The sequence below is a fragment of the Aquibium pacificum genome (assembly GCF_040839445.1).
GTDB lineage: Bacteria > Pseudomonadota > Alphaproteobacteria > Rhizobiales > Rhizobiaceae > Aquibium > Aquibium pacificus.
This window is the reverse complement of the sequence record NZ_JBDPGJ010000005.1, coordinates 158,299-180,858: the sequence shown is the minus strand read 5'-3', so window position 1 is coordinate 180,858 and position 22,560 is coordinate 158,299. Positions and strand designations below refer to the sequence as shown.

At 65.8% G+C, this 22,560-nt stretch carries 15 protein-coding genes; 2 read left to right on the top strand and 13 right to left on the bottom strand.

All coding sequences use genetic code 11. The features are described from left to right. Complete coding sequence (locus ABGN05_RS21275; RefSeq protein ID WP_367956058.1) at nucleotides 1–2,307, bottom strand: xanthine dehydrogenase family protein molybdopterin-binding subunit; 2,307 nt, start codon at nucleotides 2,305–2,307, stop codon at nucleotides 1–3. A gap of 142 nt (nucleotides 2,308–2,449) precedes the next feature. On the opposite strand from ABGN05_RS21275, the gene pepN reads away from it, so the two are divergent. Both pepN and ABGN05_RS21265 read left to right on the top strand, forming a co-directional pair. Beyond that, the gene (pepN, locus tag ABGN05_RS21270) at nucleotides 2,450–5,095 is read left to right on the top strand and encodes an aminopeptidase N (protein WP_367956057.1); all 2,646 of its coding nucleotides are present in this window, start codon (nucleotides 2,450–2,452) and stop codon (nucleotides 5,093–5,095) included. Nucleotides 5,096–5,237: 142 nt separating this feature from the next. Continuing rightward, entirely contained in the window at nucleotides 5,238–7,562 is a 2,325-nt protein-coding gene (locus ABGN05_RS21265) for a PAS domain-containing sensor histidine kinase (RefSeq protein ID WP_367956056.1), read from the top strand. Between the two features lie 21 nt (nucleotides 7,563–7,583). On the opposite strand, the gene ABGN05_RS21260 is transcribed toward ABGN05_RS21265, so the two are convergent. From ABGN05_RS21260 to ABGN05_RS21205, 12 genes are all read right to left on the bottom strand, one after another. Further along, complete coding sequence (locus ABGN05_RS21260) at nucleotides 7,584–10,535, bottom strand: bifunctional [glutamine synthetase] adenylyltransferase/[glutamine synthetase]-adenylyl-L-tyrosine phosphorylase (protein ID WP_367956055.1); 2,952 nt, start codon at nucleotides 10,533–10,535, stop codon at nucleotides 7,584–7,586. Then, nucleotides 10,532–11,938: a sensor histidine kinase gene (locus ABGN05_RS21255; RefSeq protein ID WP_367956456.1), complete on the bottom strand. Its 1,407-nt coding sequence runs from the start codon at nucleotides 11,936–11,938 to the stop codon at nucleotides 10,532–10,534. Before ABGN05_RS21255 ends, ABGN05_RS21260 begins: the two co-directional genes overlap by 4 nt. A gap of 19 nt (nucleotides 11,939–11,957) precedes the next feature. Further along, nucleotides 11,958–12,632 (bottom strand): response regulator transcription factor, encoded by a 675-nt coding sequence (locus ABGN05_RS21250; RefSeq protein ID WP_367956455.1) that lies wholly within the window; start codon nucleotides 12,630–12,632, stop codon nucleotides 11,958–11,960. A 189-nt stretch (nucleotides 12,633–12,821) separates the two neighbouring features. Further along, the gene (locus tag ABGN05_RS21245; protein WP_367956054.1) at nucleotides 12,822–14,342 is read right to left on the bottom strand and encodes a DegQ family serine endoprotease; all 1,521 of its coding nucleotides are present in this window, start codon (nucleotides 14,340–14,342) and stop codon (nucleotides 12,822–12,824) included. Nucleotides 14,343–14,477: 135 nt separating this feature from the next. Next, entirely contained in the window at nucleotides 14,478–15,728 is a 1,251-nt protein-coding gene (locus ABGN05_RS21240; RefSeq protein WP_367956053.1) for a bifunctional alpha/beta hydrolase/OsmC family protein, read from the bottom strand. A 39-nt stretch (nucleotides 15,729–15,767) separates the two neighbouring features. Further along, nucleotides 15,768–16,238, bottom strand: a complete 471-nt coding sequence (locus tag ABGN05_RS21235; protein WP_367956052.1) for a cytochrome c-type biogenesis protein — start codon at nucleotides 16,236–16,238, stop codon at nucleotides 15,768–15,770. 5 nt (nucleotides 16,239–16,243) lie between these two features. Continuing rightward, nucleotides 16,244–18,232, bottom strand: a complete 1,989-nt coding sequence (locus tag ABGN05_RS21230; RefSeq protein ID WP_367956051.1) for a heme lyase CcmF/NrfE family subunit — start codon at nucleotides 18,230–18,232, stop codon at nucleotides 16,244–16,246. Nucleotides 18,233–18,247: 15 nt separating this feature from the next. Beyond that, the gene (gene ccmE / locus ABGN05_RS21225) at nucleotides 18,248–18,682 is read right to left on the bottom strand and encodes a cytochrome c maturation protein CcmE (RefSeq protein WP_367956050.1); all 435 of its coding nucleotides are present in this window, start codon (nucleotides 18,680–18,682) and stop codon (nucleotides 18,248–18,250) included. Next, complete coding sequence (ccmI, locus tag ABGN05_RS21220) at nucleotides 18,679–19,824, bottom strand: c-type cytochrome biogenesis protein CcmI (RefSeq protein WP_367956049.1); 1,146 nt, start codon at nucleotides 19,822–19,824, stop codon at nucleotides 18,679–18,681. The genes ccmE and ccmI overlap by 4 nt, the downstream gene beginning before the upstream one ends. Before the next feature lie 90 nt (nucleotides 19,825–19,914). Continuing rightward, nucleotides 19,915–20,331 carry an RT0821/Lpp0805 family surface protein gene (locus ABGN05_RS21215; RefSeq protein ID WP_367956048.1) on the bottom strand — a complete coding sequence of 139 codons (417 nt, stop codon included), beginning with the start codon at nucleotides 20,329–20,331 and terminating at the stop codon, nucleotides 19,915–19,917. Between the two features lie 146 nt (nucleotides 20,332–20,477). Then, nucleotides 20,478–21,872, bottom strand: coding sequence for an ATP-binding protein (locus ABGN05_RS21210; RefSeq protein WP_367956047.1), 1,395 nt, complete (start codon nucleotides 21,870–21,872; stop codon nucleotides 20,478–20,480). Between the two features lie 8 nt (nucleotides 21,873–21,880). After that, nucleotides 21,881–22,546: a response regulator transcription factor gene (locus ABGN05_RS21205; protein ID WP_367956046.1), complete on the bottom strand. Its 666-nt coding sequence runs from the start codon at nucleotides 22,544–22,546 to the stop codon at nucleotides 21,881–21,883. Between the last annotated feature and the right edge of the window lie 14 nt (nucleotides 22,547–22,560).

The window sequence follows — 22,560 nt, the reverse complement described above, 5'->3', positions numbered from 1 at the left end:
TCACGCGGCGGCGGCTTCCCGGATCGCCTCCCAAACGCGCATGGGGGATGCCGGCATCTCGATGTGGCGGATGCCGTGGGCACGCCAGAGCGCATCGGTGATCGCGTTGAGAGCAGCCGGCGTGCCGCCGATCGTTCCCGCCTCACCGGCGCCCTTGATGCCCATGGCGTTCGTGGTCGAGGGCACGTTGCGCGTCTGGAAGTCGAAGAAAGGCACGTCCTCGGCGCGCGGCATGGCATAGTCCATGAAGCTCGCGGTGACCAGCTGGCCGTCCTCGGAATAGACGGTGTTTTCCGTCATAGCCTGGCCGATGCCCTGCACGATGCCGCCATGCACCTGGCCGGCGAGCAGGATCGGGTTCACCGTCGCGCCGAAATCGTCGACGATCGTATAGCTCAGTATCTCGACTTGCCCCGTCTCGGGATCGATCTCGACCTCGCAGACATGGGTCCCGTTCGGATAGGTGGCCTCGTCCTGCACAAACTCGCCGAAGCCCTTCAAGTCCTCGGGGTTCTTCGCCGCCCTCGCGATCGCGGCGAAATCGACGGAACGGTCCGTGCCGACGATCCGCGCCGTGCCGTCGACCAGTTCTATGTCGCCGGCCGCGGCCTCGAGTTCGTCGGCGGCGATCTTCCTGATCTTTTGGGCCAAATCCTCGCCGGCGCGCGAGGCCGAGACGCCGCCGAGCGGGATCGAACGCGAGCCGCCCGTGCCGCCGCCCTTGGAGAGTTCGTCGGTGTCGCCCTGCCGCACGGAGATCTTCTCGATCGGCAGGTCGAGCTTTTCGGAGACGAACTGCGCATAGGCCGTGGCATGGCCCTGGCCATTCGACTGGGTGCCGATGAACAGCGTCACCGTGCCATCGCCCTCAAGGCGCAGGTTGGCCGCTTCCGAGCCCGCGAAGGCGCACGCCTCGATGTAGGTCGCAAGGCCTATTCCACGCAACTTGCCGTTGGCGGCAGACTGCTTCAGGCGGGCGTCGAAGTCCTTCCAGCCGGAGCGCTCCAGCGCCAGGTCCAGATGGCCCTCGAACTCGCCGACGTCATACTTGCGGCCCGTCTGGGTGGTGTAGGGGAACTGCTCGGGCCGAATGAAGTTGCGGCGGCGGATTTCGTCCGGTCCGACGCCGATCACGCGGGCGCATTCGTCGACCAGCTTTTCGAGCAGCAGGGCCGCTTCCGGGCGGCCGGCGCCGCGATAGGCATCCACCGGGCAGGTGTTGGTGTAGACGCCGGTGATGGAGACGTCGAGCGCCTGGATGTCGTAGACGCCGGTCGACATGGTCGCGCCGACGAAGGGGATGAAGGGGCCGTACTGGGAGATGTAGGCGCCCAGATTGGCGATCAGCTTCACCCGCAGCCCGAGGAAGCGGCCTTGGTCATCCATGGCCATCTCGGCATCGACGACGTTGTCGCGGCCCTGGGCGTCGGTCATGAAGTGCTCGGAACGGTCGCCGGTCCACTTCACCGGATGGCCGAGCCGCTTGGCGGCTTCGAGCACCAGAGGATACTCGCGGTAGACGAAGGTCTTCGGGCCAAACCCGCCGCCGACGTCGGGCGTGATGACGTGGAGCTTGGCCGGTTCCACTCCGAGCACGCCCGAGATGATCCTCTGCATTGAATGCACGCCCTGCGAGCCGGTCGTCAGCTGGAAGCGATCCTCGCTAGCGCGCCATTCGCCGATCGCGGCGCGTGGCTCCATGTAGTTGCAGACCAGACGGTTGTTGTGGAACTGGACCTTCGCGACCTTCGAGGCCTTGGCAAAGGCTGCCTCGGCCTTCGCCGGTTCGCCGAGCTGGTAGAGGAACGCGCGGTTACTCTCGAGTTCCGACCAGACCAGCGGAGCCCCCTCCGACAGTGCCTCGGCCGTTCCGGCGACCGGCTCCTTGTCGTCGTAGTCGATCTCGATCAGCTCGGCGGCATCCTGTGCCAGCGCGCGGCTGTCCGCCACTACGAAGGCGACTGCATCACCCACGTAGCGCACCCGGTCGCGGCACAGAATCGGGATGTCGCGCGTCGGCGCCCGCGATCCGTCCGGCTGCTTCTGCATGGCGCCGGACTTCAGGTCGCCGAGATGGGCGGTGTCTTCGCCCGTAAGGACGAGATGGACACCCGGAGCGGCTCTGGCCGCCTCGACCGAGGCTATCCTGAAGGAAGCATTGGCCACCGGTGACCGCAGGACGTAGCCGTGCAGCACCGCCTCCGGCGATATATCGTCCGTATAGCGTCCCCTGCCCGTGATGAAGGCACTATCCTCCACCCGCAGAACAGAAGCGCCCATTCCGAATTTCGGCGTAAAAACCGTCATGTTCCGTCCCGATCAGTGATTGGAAATGAAAAGGGAGATAAGGGTTTCATTAGTTTTGTCGAGTGTCGGTTTTGTGTAAAGGGCAACGCTGGCGAATTGTTGTGCCAGCGCCATGATCGGCGTGACGTAGGAAAGGCAGCGAATGCGGACGGATACGGGGCAGGTGTTCAAGCTGGAGGACTACCGTCCTTCCAATTTCCTGATACCGAAAACGAAGCTCTCCTTCCGCCTCGATCCCGACCGAACGACCGTCGTCTCGGAACTCACCGTGGAGCGCAACGCCGAAACCAGCGACGGCACGCCTCTCGTGCTCGACGGCGACGGGCTGACGCTCGTCGAACTGGAGATCGATGGCGAGAAAGTCGGCCCCAACGCCTACGATCTTACGCCGGAGAAACTGACCGTCCACGCGCTGCCCAAGCGAAAAAGCTTCCGCCTCAAGGTGACGACGGAGATTTCTCCGTCGACGAACACGGCGCTGATGGGGCTCTACCGCTCGAACGGCGTCTACTGCACGCAATGCGAGGCCGAAGGTTTCCGGCGCATCACCTATTTCCTCGACCGGCCCGACGTCCTTTCGGTCTACACGGTGCGGATCGAGGCCGACCGCAAGGACGCACCGCTGCTCCTGTCGAACGGCAATCCGTCGGACGCCGGCGAACTCGATGGCGGACGGCACTACGCCGTGTGGGAAGACCCGTTTCCGAAGCCCTCCTACCTCTTCGCGCTCGTCGCGGGCGATCTCGGCGTTCTGGAGGACCGCTTCACCACCATGTCCGGCCGCGAAGTCGCGCTCGGCATCTACGTTGAGCATGGCAAGGAGCCGCGCGCGACCTACGCGATGGACGCGCTGAAGCGATCGATGAAATGGGACGAGGAGGTTTTCGGGCGCGAATACGATCTCGACGTTTTCAACATCGTCGCCGTGTCCGACTTCAACATGGGCGCGATGGAGAACAAGGGCCTCAACGTCTTCAACGACAAGTACGTGCTGGCCGACGAGGAGACCGCGACCGACGCCGATTTCGCCAACATCGAAGCCATCATCGCACATGAATATTTCCACAATTGGACAGGAAACAGAATCACTTGCCGCGACTGGTTCCAGCTCTGTCTGAAGGAGGGGCTGACCGTCTATCGCGACCACGAGTTCTCGGCCGACCAGCGCTCGCGCGCCGTCAAGCGAATCGCCGAGGTCCGCACGCTGAAAGCGCACCAGTTTCCCGAGGACCAGGGGCCGCTCGCCCACCCCGTGCGCCCGCGCCGCTACCGCGAGATCAACAACTTCTACACGGCGACCGTCTACGAGAAGGGGTCCGAGATCGTGCGCATGATCCGCACCGTCCTCGGCCGGGAAAAGTTCCGAGAGGGAATGGATCTCTACTTCGAGCGCCACGACGGCGACGCCGCCACCATCGAGGACTTCCTCCGGGTCTTCGAGGACGTGTCGCAAAAGGACCTTTCGCAGTTCGCGCTCTGGTACCATCAGGCCGGCACGCCCAACGTCACGGTCAAGGCCTCGCATGACGCACAGCGCGCGGAGCTCGTCCTGGACGTCGAGCAGTCCTCCCCTCCAACGCCCGGCGAAAGCCGCAAGCGACTGATGCACATCCCGCTGGCCTTCGGGCTCGTCGGTCCTTCGGGCGAGGATTTCACCTGGGATACGGCCGAGGGTGCTTCGATCGAGAATTCCATTCTCCACATCCGCAAGCGCAAGCACAGCATACGCTTTACGGGGATCTCGGAGCGTCCGCGCGTGTCGCTCAACCGCGGCTTTTCGGCGCCGGTCACGCTTTCGGTCGAAGAGAAGCCGGAGGACAGGGCCTTTCTGGCACGCCACGATAGCGACCTGTTCTCGCGCTGGCAGGCGCTGAACACGCTGATGACTGAGGCGATCATCGAGGCCTCGAAACTGATTCGCGGCGGCAAGGAACCGCAATTTCCCGATGATCTCCTGGTTCTTTGCGGCGACATCGCAGCCGACGTCTCGCTGGAAGAGGCCTACCGGGCGCTCGCGCTTACCTTCCCCGCGGAGGCCGACGTCGCCCGCGAGATCGGCAGCAACATCGATCCGGACGCGATCCTGGCGGCACGAGACGCGCTCGTGGCCGCAGTGGGAAGCGCCAATGGGGCGTCATTCGCAACACTCTACGAGAAACTCGCCGCCGAGGGGCCGTTCAGTCCGGATGCACAGAGTGCCGGGCGTCGTGCCTTGCGCAACGCCCTCCTGGACTATCTCTCGGCAAGCTCGGGAAATCCTGGAAGGGCCGCCGCCCAGTTCGAACAGGCCACCAACATGACCGACCGGTCGGCCGCGCTCACCACGCTGGCCGTCCGGCATCCGGCGGCACCGGAAACCGCTGCTGCGCTCGCGCGCTTCGAGGAGCGTTACGGCTCCGACCCTCTGGTGCTGGACAAGTGGTTCCAGATCCAGGCGGCGGCGCCGGGACGGCATTCACTGGAGACCGTCCGAAGCCTGTCGGAGCACCGCGCTTTCTCGCTCGCCAATCCCAACCGCATCCGCTCCCTCATAGGCACCTTCTCCAGCGCAAACCAGACGGGTTTCCACCGGCCCGACGGCGAAGGCTACAGGTTCTTCACCGAGATGGTGCTCGCGGTCGAGCGCCGCAACCCGCAGGTCGCTGCCCGGCTCGCCACTGCGCTGCGGTCATGGCGTTCGCTGGAACCGGGCCGACGGGCCCTGGCGCGCGAGGCCCTCCTCAGGATCTCATCGGCGGAAAACCTGTCGCCCGACCTGCGCGACATCGTCGAGCGCACGCTGGCCTGAGTTGCCTTCGAAAACGACGAATATTCGCCGGATGAAGGTCTTCCCACTGGACAACACGAATCAGCTTTGATTCTTTAGCGATGATTCGGATGTGCGGCGTGCCGAATCATACGGGGACATCAAACAGGAACGGAGCCACTGGATGGCAGAGGCGGACGCGCGCGGCGCGCCCGATGCGCAGACTCTCGCCCGCGGGCCGGCCAGGCGGCGGTCGGGCCGGAGGCTGACCGGCAATGCGCGCGTTCTCGCTGCTCCGGCCTACGAACGGCTGATCGCGGCGGAACCCTATCTGCGCCGTTCGATCCCCACCCTCATCGTCATCTTCCTTCTGGTGGTCGCGGCGGCGCGCAGCATGTCGATGATGGCCTGGCACGACGACATAGAGCGCACGGCCAGGACCATGCTGGGCCTCGGCGCGGCCGAGCTCGCAAGTGCCATGCGGGAGGGCGAAAAGTCGCCGGGAGACGATCCTGCCGCCAGCCAGGACTACCTGGAACGCTCTGGCGTGTTGAGTTCACTGCGCCCGCGCCACATCCTCGTGGTGACGGACGCAAACTACCGCATCGTCGCGTCGGCGCCGGGTGCGCTCGACTGGACCGGCAAGCCGCTGGACGGGATCGTGGCCGGCGGTCAGCCGCTCTTCCTGTTCGGCGAACGGGCCGGCGTCATGACGGTCAGCGTGAACGGGCACGAGTGGTTTGCCGCTCTCAGCCACATCGGGTCCGGCAGGGGCGCCGCCGCGCTGCTCATTCCGAAGGAGACCGTGTTCGCGGAATGGCGGCGGATGGTCTCGCTCAACGTGACCCTGTTCGTCATCACGTCCGGCGTTCTCATCATCGTATTGTATGCCTATTTCAGCCAGGCCTCGCGCGCGCAGACCGCGGACCGCATCTACGACCAGGCGCATCAGCGCATCGACCTGGCGCTGGTGCGCGGGCGCTGCGGATTGTGGGACTGGGACATGGCACGCGGCAAGATGTACTGGTCGCGGTCCATGTACGACATGCTTGGTTACGAGGTTTGCGAGGACATGCTGTCCTTCGGCGTCGTCTCGTCGATTATTCATCCGGACGACGCCGACCTCTTCGATCTCGCCAACCAGATCGTGGCGCGCGAGATCGACCAGATCGACCAGGTCTTCCGCATGCGGCACGCGGCGGGCCATTGGGTCTGGATGCGCGCCAAGGCGCAGGTCATCGATCCCGAGGCCTCCGAAATCCACATGATCGGCATCGCCGTCGACGTCACCGAGCAGCACAAGCTCGCCCGCCAGTCGGAGATGGCGGACATGCGGCTGCGGACCGCGATCGAGAACATCTCGGAATCCTTCGTCCTGTGGGATTCCGACGACCGGCTCGTCATGTGCAACACCAAATTCCAGGAGCAGATGGGGCTCGCCGATCCCGACATAGTCTCCGGCACCGCACGGGCCGACCTGGAAACCCGGATGAAGGGCTACGCCTTCGAGCGCAAGCTCGCCGGCGCCAACGGACGCGACGGGGCAACGTTTGAGCGGCAGTTGGCCGACGGACGCTGGCTGCAGGTCAACCAGTCGAAGACCCGCGACGGGGGCGTCGTGTCCATCGGCGCCGACATCACCCTCCTCAAGCTGAACCAGGAGAAGCTGGTCGACAGCGAACGGCGCCTCATGGCGACGATCCACGATCTCAGCCTCGCCCGCCGGGCGGAGGAGGAGCGCGCGCTGGAACTGTCGGAACTGAACCGGAAATACATGCGCGAGACCGAACGCGCGGAAGCCGCAAGCCGGGCGAAATCCGAGTTCTTGGCCAACATGTCGCACGAGCTGCGCACGCCCCTCAACGCCATCATCGGATTTTCCGAACTCATGCAGTCCGGACTGTTCGGCAAGCTGGGATCCGACCGCTACGAAGAATACGCCCGCGATATCCACTCGAGCGGCAACTATCTGCTCGGTGTGATCAATGACATCCTCGACATGTCGAAGATCGAGGCCGGCCAGTTCTCCCTGCAGCGCGAGGAAATCGACCTCGACCGCCTGATGGCCGAGGCCATCCGGGTGATCTCGGTTCAGGCGGACGCGAAATCGATCTCGATCGGCACGAAGATTACCGAACACGCGACGCTCTACGCCGACCGGCGCGCGATCAAGCAGATCGTCATCAACCTCCTGTCGAACGCAGTGAAGTTCACCGGCCAGAACGGCAGGATCCTCGTCAAGGCCAAGAAAGTTTCCGGCGCCTTCGTTCTGTCGATCGAGGACAATGGCTGCGGCATCCCGAAGGAGGCCCTGAAGAAGCTCGGCAGGCCTTTCGAGCAGGTGCAGAACCAGTTCTCCAAGAACCACACCGGCTCTGGCCTCGGCCTCGCCATATCCCGTTCGCTCACCGAAATGCATGGCGGGGTGCTGAAGATCAAGTCGGCGGAAGGCGAAGGCACCATCGTCTCGGTGCGCATTCCTGTCAGCCAGATGAAGATAGCCGCCTGAACCGTCCGGCGGGTTGCGATCCTACCGGCCGCAGACGAGCCTGTCGAAATGCCCGCGCACGCGGCGCGCCGTCTCCGCGATGTGGGCCTCCAACACCTTGAGATCGGGCAGGTCGGTGTTGCGCAGGAGCAAGTCCGCCAGCCCCGGCGGCATGTCGTCCGGATCGATGTCGCCGGTGAGGCACAGGCGCGAGACCTGCGCGAGCCCGGTGAAGAGGCGGTAGGCCGACGAAAGCTCGTCCCTCGCCTGCCGGTCGCAGAAGCGATCGGTCAGGTGCGACAGCGCCTCCGCGGTCGAGGTGGCGCGGTTTTCGCCGTCGACCTGACCGAGCAGCGCCGCCGTCTGGGCGATGAATTCCAGGTCGATCAGCCCGCCGGGAATGAGCTTCAGATCCCAGACGTCGCGCGGCGGCTTGTCGGTCTCGATCAGCGTGCGCATCTCGCAGGCATCGTGCCGGACCTTGGCCGCATCGTGCGGAGCGGCGATGATCTTCGCGATCTCGCCAGCCACTTCGCCCGCGAGCGCCGCGTCGCCCGCCACCACGCGGGCCCGCGTCAGAGCCATGTGTTCCCAGGTCCAAGCCTCCGACCGCTGGTACTTGCGGAAAGCCTCCAGATGCGTCGCGACCGGTCCCTTGTTGCCCGAAGGCCGCAGGCGCAGGTCGATCTCGTATAGAACTCCCTCCGCCGTCGGAGCGGATACCGCCGCGATGAGACGCTGCGTCAGCCGCGCGTAGTATTGCGAAGGTGCCAGCGGTCTTGCTCCGTCCGACCCGTCGGCATCGGCGGGATGGTCGTAGAGCAGGATCATGTCGACGTCCGAACCGGCGGTCAGTTCCCGGCTGCCGAGCTTTCCCATGCCGAGGATCACCGCCCGCCCGCCCGCGACGGTGCCGTGGCGGCGCGCAAACTCCTGCCGCACCGCGTCGAAAGCGGCCCCGATGGTCAGGTCGGCGAGGTCCGAGAAGGCCTTGCCGGCGCGGGTCGCGTCGATCGCGCCGGTCAGGAGCCGGATGCCGATGAGGAACTTCTGCTCGAGCGCGAAGATGCGCAGCCTGTCGAGCCGCTCCTCGTAGAGACCGGCGGCGCCGAGGAAGGTTTCGAGCCGCTCCGCGAGGTAGGCCTTGTTGGGAAGTTCCGCCATGAGCGCCGGGTCGAGGAGACCGTCGAAGACGTGCGGGCGTCGCGTGATGATCGCAGCGAGGCGGGGGGCGGCGCCCATGATGGTCGCGAGGAGCCGCAGCAGGCCGGGATTCGACTGGAGCAGCGAGAAGAGTTGGATGCCGGCGGGAAGCCCCGCCAGGAACTCGTCGAAGCGGATGATCGCCTCGTCGGCGCGTCGCGTGCCGCCGAAGGCCTCGAGGAGCGCTGGCGTCAGTTCCGTCAGCCGCTCGCGCGCCTCGGCCGAGCGCGTGGCGCGGTAGCGGCCGAAATGCCAGGTGCGGATAACGCGGCAGATGTCGCTCGGGCGTTCGAATCCGAGATTGGAAAGCGTCTGGAGGGTGTCGGGATCGTCGACGTCGCCGGTGAAGACGAGGTTTCCGATGCCGCCCGAGAGCTGCGGCGCGGTCTCGAAGAGCGCCGCGTAGTGGCTTTCCACGTCCCGGAGCGAACCCCGGAACGCATCCGCGAACGCGTCTGCCGAAGCAAAGCCGCGCATGCGGGCGATACGCTCCAGGCCCGCGTCGTCCTCCGGCAGTTCGTGGGTCTGTTCGTCGGCGACCATCTGGATGGCATGCTCGACGTCGCGCAGGAAGCGATATTGCCGCACCAGCGTGTCGCGCGCGTCGGCGCCGATCCACCCGAGTTCGGCGAGCTTGCCGAGCATGGCGATCGTCTCGCGTCCGCGCAGTTCGGGAAAGCGGCCGCCGGCGATGAGCTGCTGCGTCTGGACGAAGAACTCGATCTCGCGGATGCCGCCGCGTCCAAGCTTGACGTTGTGGCCGCGCACCGCGATCTCGCCGTGTCCCTTGTGGGCGTGGATCTGTCGCTTGATCGAGTGGACGTCTGCGATCGCGGCATAATCCATGTACTTGCGCCACACGAAGGGCTGCATCTCCTTCATGAACGCCTCGGCCGCGTCGAGGTCGCCGGCGATCGCGCGCGCCTTGATCATGGCCGCGCGCTCCCAGTTCTGTCCCCTGCCCTCGTAGTAGGTCAACGCGCCCTCGACCGGGATCACCAGTGGGGTCGAGCCCGGATCGGGCCGCAGCCTCAGATCGGTACGGAACACGTAGCCGTTCTCGGTTCGGTCGGAGAGAATACGCACGAGGCGCCGCGCGAGACGCGAGAAGAGGTCGCTCGCGTCCAGCGGGTCCCTGATTGCAGGGGCCTCGGGATCGACGAAGAGGATGAGATCGATGTCGGAGGAGAAGTTGAGTTCGCCGGCGCCGAGCTTGCCCATCCCGAGCACGATCCAGCCCGAGCCCTTCTCCGGATCGTCCGGCTCCGGCAGGGCGATCTTTCCCCGGTCGTGCGCGTCGCGAAGCAGGAACCGGATCGCCGCCCGAACGCAGGCATCGGCAAGCCGGCTGAGCAGACCGATCGTGCGGACCGTGTCGGACACCCCGGCCAGATCGGCGAGCGCGATCAGCGCGTGCGCTTCGGTCTTGCGCTTGCGCAGGTCGGCCATCAGGTCTTTTTCGGTGATTTCTTCCTGGCGACCGTGGGCGCCGATATCGGCGATGATCGCCTCCACCCGATCGTCCCATCGTGCGTCGAACAGACGTTCGAGCATCATCGGGTCGCGCCGGACGGCGTCGCGCAGATAGGTCGACAGCGTGCAGGCGGCGCCGAGGAAGCCCGCGAGGGGACCATCGCCGCGCACGAGATCGGCAAGGCGCGGCGCCCCGGCGTCGTTCGCCGATTCCGCGATCTCGGCCAGTTCCTCCTTTGCCTGCTCCGCGTCGAGCGGCGACAGTTCCCGAACGGAGGCACCGAACCAATTGGAGCCTTCGCGCGGCGCCTCGCTCACGCCGCGCTCCGCGAAGCGGGAAAGACCATGGTCACCTTCAGGCCGGGCATGGCGTCTTCGAGTTCGATCCGGCCGCCATGGAACGTCATGATAGCCTTGGCGAGGCTCAAGCCGAGCCCCGAGCCGGGGCGTGAGCGGCTCTTTTCCAGCCGCACGAAGCGTTCCGTCGCGCGCTGGCGGTCCTCGGCCGGTATACCGGGGCCGTTGTCGGCGATTGAAACCCGCACTTCTCCTCCCGATCGAGACGCGGAAACGGTCACTTGGGGGCTTTCGACCTGCCCCGCGGTATACTTGATGGCGTTGTCCACGAGATTTGACAAGGCTTGCGCCGCGAGTTCCCGATTGCCGGAGACCAGCAACTGCCCGTCCGCGTGCGCTTCCATCGCCACGCCGCTTTCCTCCGCGACCGGCTCGTAGAGATCGACCACGTCCGCCACGACCGCCGCGAGATCGAGGCTTTCGGTCGATTCGGCTGAATAGCCGGCCTCGAACCGCGAAATCATGAGGATCGCGTTGAAAGTGCGGATAAGCTGGTCGGACTCCGAAATCGTCGCCTGGAGCGCATCGCGGTAGTCGTCGATATCCGCCGCGCCTGCGAGTGCGGCCTCGGCGCGGCTGCGCAGCCGAGTCAGCGGCGTCTTCAGATCGTGCGCGATGTTGTCGGAGACCTGTTTCAGCCCCTCGTTGAGCACGGCGATCCGCGACAGCATGGTGTTGAGGTTTTCCGACAACCGGTCGAACTCGTCGCCCGCCTCGGTCACCGGAAGCCGACCCGACAGGTCGCCGCCCATGATGCGTGCGCTCGCCTCCGACACGCTGTCGATGCGGCGCAGCGCCGTGCGTCCGACGAAGAACCAGATGAGGAAGGCGCCAAGCCCCATGAAGCCGAGCGAGAGGATCAGCGCCCGCTGCACCGCCTGTCGAAAACGCTCCGGCTCGCCGAGGTCGCGGCCCACCAGCAGGATCATGCCATTGGGAAGCCGCATGACGAGCGCAATCGCCTCGTGCGGCCCGGTCGTCGGAGCACCGCCTCCGGGAGCGGCACTGTCCCCCTCGCCATAGCGCTGGTAGAAGAAGGGCCGCTCCGTCCAGCCTGCGGCATCGAGCACGCCGAGCTGAAGACTTTCGACGTTGCCGGAAAGGATGCGGCCGTTGGCGTCGGCGACGAGGTAGAGGTTGGCGCCCGGCTGGCGCGCGCGCTGCTCGACGACGCGTACGAGGAACAGCAGCCCGCCGCGCTCGTATGCGCGCACGAGGCTGGAGGTCTCCTCGTTGATCGTCTCCTGCGTCTGGCCGGCCAGGATGCGCACCGACACCGATGCCATGTAGAAGACGAGGACGATCGCGAAGGCGCCGAACAGCAGCAGATAGAGCGCCGACAGGCGCGCCGCCGTCGTCTTCATGATCGGCGGCAGGCGCAAGTCAGCCGGCTCGCAGCATGTAGCCCGCGCCGCGGACCGTGTGGAGTATCGGCTTGTCGAAGCCCTTTTCGATCTTGCCGCGCAGCCGCGAGACGTGAACGTCGATGACGTTCGTCTGCGGGTCGAAGTGATAGTCCCAGACGTTTTCGAGCAGCATGGTGCGCGTCACCACCTGGCCTGCGTGCCGCATGAGGTATTCGAGCAGCCGGAACTCGCGAGGCTGCAGCGTGATCTCGCGACCCGAGCGGCGCACCGTGTGGGACAGCCGGTCTAGCTCGAGGTCGCCCGCACGGTAAACCGTCTCGACGTCCTTGGCCCCGGCGCGGCGCTTCAGCACCTCGATGCGGGCAAGCAGTTCGCTGAAAGCGAAGGGCTTGGTCAGGTAGTCGTCCCCGCCGGCCCGCAGGCCCGTCACGCGGTCGTCCACCTCGCCCAGTGCGGAAAGGATCAGCACCGGCGTCTCGGAGCCGCGCGCCCGCAGGCCGGCGATCACCGACAGCCCGTCGCGGCGCGGCAGCATTCGGTCGACGATCAGGACGTCGTAGTCGCCGCTGTCGGCCAGCGCGAAACCGGTCTCGCCGTCACCGGCGACATGAGTGGTGTGACCGGCTTCGGAAAGCGCCTTTTCGAGATACTCTGCCGCTTCCCGGTCGTCCTCGATCAGAAGAATCTTCATGCCCGCCTTGTACCCGAAATCGGGGGCGAGGGCCGCCTCGGCATTCATTGGTTCTCTACTCCTCTTACGAAAACGGCAGCGGGCCTTGCAACCCGCTGCCGCTGCGACCGGAAACTTACGCGATACGTCGTCTCCGGGTCTTCCACCCGAGGCCGGCGAAGGAGAGTGGATCGCCGGCTCTCGAGCCGATCAGCTGCGCGCCACCGGAAGGGCCACGAAGCGGCTCGTCTCGTCGCGCTTCAGCTGGAACAGCACCGCCTTGCGACCGGCCTTCGACGCTTCATTGACGGCCTTCTCGACGCCCGATGCGTTCTTCACCGGCTGCGAATTGACCGAAACGATGACGTCGCCGGTCTGGATGCCGCGGTCGGCGGCATCGCTGTTGGCCTGGACGTCGGTTACGACCACGCCCTCGCCTTCCTCGGCCGGCGCGACGGTCAGTCCGAAATCCTCCAGGATCGAGCCTTCCTCCTCGGTCGGCTCATCGAGCGAAGCCTGCTGCTCGACGCCGGGCATTTCGCCGAGCTTGACCTCGATGGTTTGCTCCTTGCCGTCACGCAGCACCTTCACCTCGGCGGTGACGCCGGGGCTCATGCGGCCGACCATACGGGCCAGTTCTCGCGGCGAATCCACGGCCTTGCCGTCAACCTCGACGATGATATCGCCCGCCTTGATGCCGGCCTTCCTTGCCGGGCTGTCTTCCTGCGGTTCGCTGACCAGCGCGCCGTCGGTGCCATCGATGCCCAGCGATTCGGCGATGTCTTCGGTCACCGGCTGAATCTGGACCCCGAGCCAGGCGCGCTCGACCGAACCGTCCTTCTTCAATTCCTCGACGACGTCCTTGGCGACCGATGCGGGGATTGCGAAGGCGATGCCGACGTTGCCGCCGGACGGCGAGAAGATCGCAGTGTTGATGCCCACCACCTCGCCGTTGAGGTTGAACGCGGGACCACCCGAATTGCCGCGGTTCACCGCCGCGTCGATCTGGATGAAGTCGTCGTAAGGGCCCGCGCCGATGTCGCGTCCGCGCGCCGACACGATGCCGGCGGTCACGGTGCCGCCGAGGCCGAACGGGTTGCCGACGGCCACGACCCAATCGCCCACGCGCACCTTGGAGTCATCGGCGAAGTCGACATAGACGAACTTGCGTTCCTCATCGACCTTCAGCAGCGCAAGGTCGGTGCGGGGATCGGTACCAACGAGCTTCGCGTCGATCTCGGTGCCGTCATCCATGACCACGGTGAGTTCGGAACCGCCCTCGACCACGTGGTTGTTTGTGACGAGATAGCCGTCCTCGGAGATGAAGAAGCCGGATCCCTGCGAAACGGGACGCGCCCGCTGGTTGCCACCCGGGCGGCCGGGGCGCATCTGCGGCTGGCCGTCCTCGAAGCCCGGAAGATCGCGGAAGAAGCGCTTCAGCGGATGATCGTCGGGAAGATTGTCGAGGCCCTGTCCGCCGAAGAAGGAATCGGGACCGGCGGCGGCCGGCTGCATCTTGGCTTTCACGCGGACACTGACGACGGCGGGCGAGACCTTCTCGACGACGTCGCCGAAGCCGGTCGACTGCTGCGATTCGACACGGACGGCCTCGGCCATCACGGGTGCCGTCCCGGAAGTGACGGCGCCGAAGCCGATCGCCGAAGCGATCGCTACCGAAGCGGCACCGGCCACGAACCGCTTGCGGGAACTGGTCTGGATTGGAGACTTCATGATTGTCCTGTCCTTTCGGGTTGGAATGCTTCGTGAGGGCATCCTCGGACAGTGATCTAGTGAAGCTCACATTACCGTGCCATTTCCGGCACATGAAACTTTCGTAATGTTGCCGCGGATTGGCGAGCGTCCTTCCTATCGTTGCTGGAGATCGGTGCCGCCGCGTATCACGGTGTGAACGCGCGAGGAGGATTCGAGCGTCCGGTGGACCGGACACTTGTTGGCGATCTCCTCGATCTTGCCGGCGATCTCCGGCGGCAGGTCACCCTCGATGGAAATCACCCGCTCGAACTGATCGATGCGCTTGTTGGAGCCCCGCTCCTCGTCCGTGCACTCCAGGCAATCCTTCATGTGGATCTTGCTGTGCGAGACGTCGACACTGATGCGCCCGAGCTTCAGCTTCTTGAAATCCGCATAGATGCGCAGGGTCATTGAGGTGCAGGCGCCGAGCGCGATGGAGAGAAAATCGTAGGGGGACGGCCCGGTGTCCAGTCCGCCCACGCCCGGCGGTTCGTCCGCGAAGAGGCGGTGGCGCCCTGCTTGCACGGCGTTCTGGAACCTGCCCTCGCCTGTCTCCATGACCCGGACGTGCTCGACCGCCTCCTCTCCCTGCGGCCTGTCGCCCTTGAGATAGCGCGACGACCAGCCGGTGATCACCGAGGCGACGAACGCGGCATTGTCAGGGTCGGAGAGCAGATGGTCGGCCTTGTCCAGCGACACGAAGCTCTTCGGGTGTTTGGCCGCCGTGAAGATCGTGGTCGCGTTCTCGATGCCGACGATCCGGTCGATCGGCGAATGCAGGATGAGCAGCGGCTTGCGCATGGCAGCGATACACTCGGCGAGCCTGGTGGCGCGCACGTCGTCGACGAACTGGCGGCCGATCCGGAAGCTTCGCCCGCCGAGCTTCACCGCGGCCTCTCCATCGCGCTCGATCTCGGGAAGGCTCGCACCGAAATTCTTCAGCACGTGGCCCGTATCGGCCGGAGCGCCGATCGTGACGACCGCACGTGCTTCCGGAATATCCCGGGCCGCGGCCAGGACCGCGGCACCGCCGAGCGAATGGCCGATCAGCAGCGCGGGGGCTTCGAAATTATCGCTAAGGAATTCCGCGGCGGCGACTAGGTCGCCCACGTTCGAGGAAAAGTCGGTCGAGGCGAATTCACCCTCGCTCGATCCGAGCCCGGTGAAATCGAAGCGAAGTACGGCGATGCCGGCGCGCGCCAGCTCCGCCGCGATCCGCCTTACGGCCAGAAGGTCCTTGGAGCAGGTGAAGCAGTGCGCGAACAGCGCATAGGCCCGGATGGGCCCATTCGGCATGTCGAGGCGTGCGGCAAGCTGCGCGCCGGAATGTCCGGGAAATTCCAAGCGACGGATGATCGGATCCACGGGCGACAGCCTCCCCTCGGTAATTGTCGGAGTAGCCTATCAGTTCGGGCGATCCCGCTCCCGCAGAATCTCACCGAGCCTCTCCTCCTCATCGGCGGAAAGACGGCCGGGCTGCGTGCGAGCGCCGCGCCCGCGCAGGAGGAGGAAGCCTGCGCCCGCAAGAATCACGACCAGAGGCGTTCCCCAGAGCGCCAGGTTCTGGATGCTGAATTTTGGCTTCAAAAGCACGAACTCGCCGTAGCGCGAGACGATGAAGGCCATCACTTCCTCGTTCGTGTCGCCGGCCACGAGCCGCTCGCGCACGAGGATGCGCAGGTCGCGCGCGAGTTCGGCGTTGGAATCGTCGATCGACTGGTTCTGGCACACGAGGCAGCGCAGTTCCGCCGACAGAGCGCGGGCGCGAGACTCCAGAACCGGATCCTCCAGCACTTCGTCCGGAAGCACGGCGCGCGTGACCGTGGCTGAGAATGCGATGGCGAGGACCATCAGGAGGGTGCGCAGCAGCGCCATGGCGGTCAGTGCGCCGCTCCGGTCGCTTCACCGGTCTTTCTCGCGCGCCGTGCCGGCGCGCCGACCCTCAGGCGCCGGTCGAGGAGCGACAGGATGCCGCCACCCATCATGACGACCGCTCCCAGCCAGATCAGCGTCACGAACGGCTTCCACCAGATGCGCACGACGATGCCGCCGCCATCGACGGGATCGCCGAGCGAGACGTACATCTGGCTGAGGCCGCGGGTGGAGATGCCGGCTTCCGTGGTCGGCATCTGGCGCGCCGGATAGAACCGCTTCGCAGACATGATGGTCGTCAGGACGTCGCCATCCGAGTCGAGGAGCGGAAACAAGCCGCGATCCTCGGTGAAATTCTGGCCCTGGAACGGCTGCAGGCCGTCGAACCGCAACTGGTAGCCGGCGACCTCGACGGTATCGCCGGGCTTCATTGTCAGGATGTGTTCCGTCTGGAGCGTCGTGACCGAGACGATACCGAGCGTCGTCAGCCCGAGCCCGAGATGCGCCAGCGAGGTGCCATAGGCCGAGCGCGGCAGCCCTGCGAAGCGCCGTAGCGCCACGGAGGTCGAGACGCTGCCGATGCCGGATTTGAGTGCGAGATCCGTCAGCGCGCCGAGGATCAGCCAGACTGCGAGCCCGATGCCGAGCGCGGCGAAGACCGAGGCGCGGTCGATGAAGAGCGCGACGAAGAGAATGACCACGAGCGCCCCGCCCGCCGCAAGGGCCAGGCGCTGCGATGCGGCCCAGAGATCGGCGCGCTTCCAAGCGAGCAGTGGGCCGAAGGGCACGGCGATGAGCAACGGCACCATCAGCGGCCCGAAGGTCAGGTCAAAGAAGGGCGCGCCGACGGAGATCTTCTCCCCCGTCACGGCTTCGAGCGCCAACGGGTAGAGCGTGCCGACGAGCACGGTGGCGACCGCGGTGCTCAGGAACAGGTTGTTGAGCACCAGCGCGCCCTCGCGCGAGATCGGATGGAAGATGCCGCCCGGCGCGAGCGATTGCGCCCGCCAGGCAAATAGCGCCAGCGCGCCGCCGATGAAGAGCGTGAGGATGGCGAGGATGAAAACGCCGCGGGCGGGATCGGTCGCGAAGGCATGTACGGATGTGAGCACGCCGGACCGGACGAGGAACGTTCCGAGCAGCGACAGAGAAAAGGTGAGGATGGCCAGAAGGATCGTCCAGATCTTCAGCGCCGAGCGCTTCTCCATGACGATCGCGGAATGCAGCAGTGCGGTTCCGGCAAGCCACGGCATGAAGGAGGCGTTCTCCACCGGGTCCCAGAACCAGAAACCGCCCCAGCCGAGCTCGTAATAGGCCCAGAACGAGCCCATCGCGATACCGCCGGTGAGGAACACCCAGGCGGCCAGCGTCCACGGCCGCACCCAGCGCGCCCAGGCGGCGTCGATTCGCCCCTCGATCAGCGCGGCCACCGCGAAGGAGAAGCAGACGGAGAATCCGACGTAGCCGAGATAGAGGAGCGGCGGATGGATGGCGAGGCCGACGTCCTGGAGCACCGGGTTCAGGTCCTGCCCTTCGATCGGCGCCGGGTTGAGCCGGGCGAAGGGGTTGGAGGTGGCGAGGATGAAAAGGAAGAAGGCCGAGCCGATCAATCCCTGGATCGAGAGCACGTTGGCGCGCAGCGTTGCGGGCAGATTGCGGCCGAACGCCGCCACCAGGGCGCCGAAGAAGGTGAGGATCAGCACCCAGAGCAGCATCGAGCCCTCGTGGTTTCCCCAGGTGCCCGAGAACTTGTAAAGCAGCGGCTTCTGCGAGTGCGAATTCTCGAAGACGTTGAGGACCGAGAAATCCGACAGCACGTAGGCGGCGGTCAGCGCCGCGAACGAGATGGCGGTCATCGCAAATCCGGTGGCCGCAACCGGCCCGGCGGTCGCCATCAGGCGTGCGTCGCCCGTGCGCGAGCCGACCAGCGGCAGGACGAACTGGACCAGTGACAGCGCAAACGCCAGAACGAGCGCGAAATGTCCGGTTTCGACCAATGCCTGCGGCCTCCCTCAGTCTTCCTGCCAGACGCCCTGCGCCTTAAGGCTGTCGGCGACTTCCTTGGGCATGTAGTTCTCGTCGTGCTTGGCGAGCACGCTGTCGGCGACGAAGGTTCCGCTCGGATCGAACGTGCCTTCCGTCACCACGCCCTGCCCCTCGCGGAACAGGTCGGGCAGGATGCCATCATAGACGACTTCGACGTGGCCGCCACCATCGGAGACGCCGAACGAGACGCGCGTGCCCTGGTCTCGAACGATCGATCCGTCCTCGACCAGTCCGCCCAGCCGTATGCGCTGTCCCGGCGCGATGCTGGCGGTGGTGAGGTCCGCCGGCATGTAGAAGTAGGAGGTCTTCTGCCCGAGCGCATAGAAGGTGAGACCGGTCGCTGTGCCGAGAAACGCCAGCGCACCCAATATGATCGACAGTCTTTTCTGCTTCCGCGTCATCGTTCTTCCATGCCCTTCACGCCCTGCTCCGCCGCGAAGGCCACCAGTTCGCGCGCAGCGCCACTGTCCTCGCCAAGTGCAGCGACGCCGCGAGTGAGGGCGTCGCGCGCCTCCTCCGCCTTGCCGAGCACCATGTAGGAGCGCACCAGGCGTTGCCATCCTTCCGGATCGTCCGGGTTCTCCCTTAGCCTCTCGTCGAGCTGGGCAACCATGATCTCGATCATTGCGCTGCGATCCTCGGCGCTCATCCCGCTCGCGGCCTCGACGTCTTCGCGGGTCGGTCCGGCCTGAGCCGTGCTGCTGCGGCTCGCCTCTTCCTCGGCCCGGGCGATCGTCTGCTCGACGACGCCGCGCCAGGGAGAGGTCTCCGGCAGGTCGGCGAGCATCGCGCGAAGAGCGTCGGCTGCTTCCGCGATCCTTCCCTCCTGCGCCAGGGCGGTAGCGAGATAGAACCGCGCCTTCGGATCCTTTCCATCGATGTCCAGCGCGCGCTGGAAGGCATCGACGGCGTCGGCGGGCACCACACCGCCGGCCGACATCATCAGAGCCTCGCCGAGGCCTGTCTCGCGCGCCGCGCTCGGCCCGAGCAGGCGGATGGCGTTGCGGTAGGCGGTCGCCGCTTCGGCCGGTCTTTCCAGCCGCGCATAGATCGGCGCCAGGACGTCCCAGCCGCGCCCGTCCTCGGGATTGGCCCGAAGGTGCGCCTCCGCCCGAGCGACCAGTTCGTCGATGCTGCTCTCGCCGGGATTCTTCGCCAACCTCTCGGCGAGAGGCTGGCCGGGAAGCTCCGGTGATCCGATGGAATTGTAGATGCCCCAGCTCAGCAGCGGCACGGCCAGCACGCCCGCCATCGCGAGCCCGCGCGCGAAGGCGGACTCGCCCCGGCGTTGTTCGCTTGAATTCTTGTCGGCGCCGTCGAGTTTCAGGATCCGCCGGCCGATCTCGGCCCGCGCCTGTTCGGCTTCCTGCTTGCCGATCAGTCCGCGCTCGGCGTCGCGTTCCACCTCGGCCAGCTGGTCCCGGTACACCTCGATGTCATGCACGGACGCAGACGCGGCCTCCTCGCGCCTGCCCGCAAGAGGCAGGATCACGGCGAGGCTGGCGATCACCGTCAGCAGTCCGAGCACGATCCAGAAAACCATGCGACCTCAAATAGCGATGGTTGGAGTGCATTCCAATCGGCCGGACATGCGGCTATTTGGCGGCAGCAGACCGGGTGGCGGACCTGCCATTCAGGTCAGAGGCGTCCAGCTGCCGTCGGGATTGCGGCAGGCCGTACCGCGCGCCTCCGATTCGCGCACGCCGTCGCTGAGCTTGTGGCTGTACTGGCGGCAGTCCTGGGAGCCGACGCGATAGGGCTGGGCCGCCACCACCTCACCACCCATTCGACCGTTATCTGCCTTCCAGGTGACCGGCATCCGCGCGGGGGTGTATTCGAGCGCCCGGTATTCCGCTTCCAGCGCCTTGCGCCGCTCGCGCTCGGGCAGTTTCTTGCCCAGGTCGCCGCCGATCAGGCCGCCGTTCATCTGGGCGATGATGGTATCCTTCGTCGTCGGGGCGGCCACTCCGCTCGTCAGCGACGTGGTCGTGCACGCGCCGAGCGAAAGGCAGGCTGCCAAAAGCGTTATAGCTTTCGCGGCTGTGGGCATCGCTCGATTGTTCCCTTGCGTGACTGCGACCGAAGCACCCGGCGGTAGCGACGATGTATGACCGAAATTGGGCTTGCCTGAAACCCGCGCCCGCCGTTTTTCCTACCGGAACCGCCATTGCCCCGCCGGGACCGTTCCGTCGAACATCAGCCCACAGACGGCAGGCGGATGACCGCTTTCAGCCCCCCGAGCTCCGACCGCTCGAGCGCCAGTTCGCCGCCATATTCGCGCACGAGGTCGTGCACGATAGCCAGTCCGAGCCCGGTGCCGGGCTTCGTCTCGTCGAGTCGGGTCCCCCGCTTCAGCGCCTCGCGCGCCTGTTCCTCGGGGATCCCCGGCCCGTCGTCCTCGATCGTGAGCAGGACGGCTCCCACCTCCGCCGAAAGCCGCACACGTACCGTGCGCCGCGCCCATTTGACGGCGTTTTCTAGGAGATTGCCGGCGATTTCCTCGAGATCCTCCCGCTCTCCGGCGAAGACGAGTTCGCGCTCCGGGGCCTCGAAGACGATATCGACCTTCCGGTCGAGCTTACGAAAAACACGCATGAGCCGTTCCAGCGGCTCCTTCATGGGCGTGCGGAAGACGACGCTGTCGCGCTGGGCGGCGATGCGCGCGCGCTGCAGGTAGTGCTCCACCTGCTGTTGGAGCGCGGCCGCCTGTTCGACGATCAGCCTGCCCTTCTCGCCGCCCATCGCACGGCCTTCGTTGAGGAGAACGGCCACGGGCGTCTTCAGGGAATGGGCGAGATTGCCGACCTGCGTGCGCGACCGTTCGACGATTCGTCGGTTGTTCTCGATCAGCGCGTTCGTCTCGCTGGCAAGCGGTTCGATCTCGGAGGGAAACCTGCCGTCGAGTTTCTTGGCGGTGCCTTCCCGCACCTGGGCAAGCGCGTTGCGCACCTGGTCCAAAGGACGCAGACCCAGAAGAATGACGATGGCGTTGATGGCGATCATGCCGACGCCGAACAACGCCAGATAGGTATAGAGCTGCCGCGAGAAATCGGCGATGTCCAGTTCCAGTTCGCTTCTGTTGCCCATCACGCGGAAGCGCGCGATCCGGTTGTCGGCGTCCAGGATGAAGTCGTTCTCGACCACGTCGATGCGTTCGCCGGACAGCCCGACGGTCTCGTAGACGCGCTGGAACTGGCTGTCGAAGGGCACTTCCGCGATCGCCGGCGCCGGGATCGGATTGGTCATGGAGGCGGAGCGGATGCCACCGTCGAGGCCGGGAGAGACCGGCTCCACGGCCCAGTACCAGCCGGAGCCGGGCTGCGAGAACTTGACGTCGTAGAGGGCCGGCGTCCCCTGCAGTTCTCCCTCGTCGGAAACGCTCACGGCGGCGACCAGGCTGTAGAGATGTGCCACGAGCAGGCTGCGGAAGCTGCGTTCGGCCGAGACGCGGTAGAGTGCGGAAATCAGGGTGGCGATCACCACCAGGGCGACGACGGCCCAGACGGTGGAAAAGGTGACGACGCGGAAGGACAGCGAGCGAAGCCCGATCCTCAGGGCGTTTCGCCTTGCGGGCCGCGCTTGTTGCGGCACCTGCGTGCTCACTCCTGCGGCTCTCGGATCCGGTAGCCCATGCCGCGCACCGTCTCGATCAGGTCCATGCCCATCTTCTTGCGCAAGCGCCCGACGAACACCTCGACCGTGTTGGAATCGCGGTCGAAATCCTGGTCGTAAAGGTGTTCCACCAGTTCCGTTCGCGACACGACCTCTCCCATATGGTGCATGAGATAGGCGAGCAGACGGAACTCGTGCGAGGTCAGCTTCAGCGGCATCCCGCCAACATCGGCCTTGGATGCCTTGGTGTCGACCCGCAGCGGCCCGCAGACCAGTTCGGACGAGGCGTGCCCCGCCGCCCGGCGGATCAGCGCGCGCACGCGCGCCAGCACTTCCTCGATGTGGAAGGGTTTGGCTACGTAGTCGTCGGCACCGGCGTCGATGCCGGCCACCTTGTCGCTCCAGCGGTCGCGCGCCGTCAGCATCAGCACGGGCATCTTCTTGCCGTCCGCGCGCCATCTCTCCAGCACGCTGATCCCATCCATTTCGGGCAGGCCTATGTCCAGAACGACGGCATCGTAGGGCTCGGTGTCCCCCAGGAAATGTCCTTCCTCGCCGTCATAGGCCTGGTCCACCACGTAACCCGCTTCCGTCAGCGCATCGGCGATCTGACGGTTGAGGTTCTTGTCATCCTCTACGACCAATATTCTCATGTTTTCCTCGGATT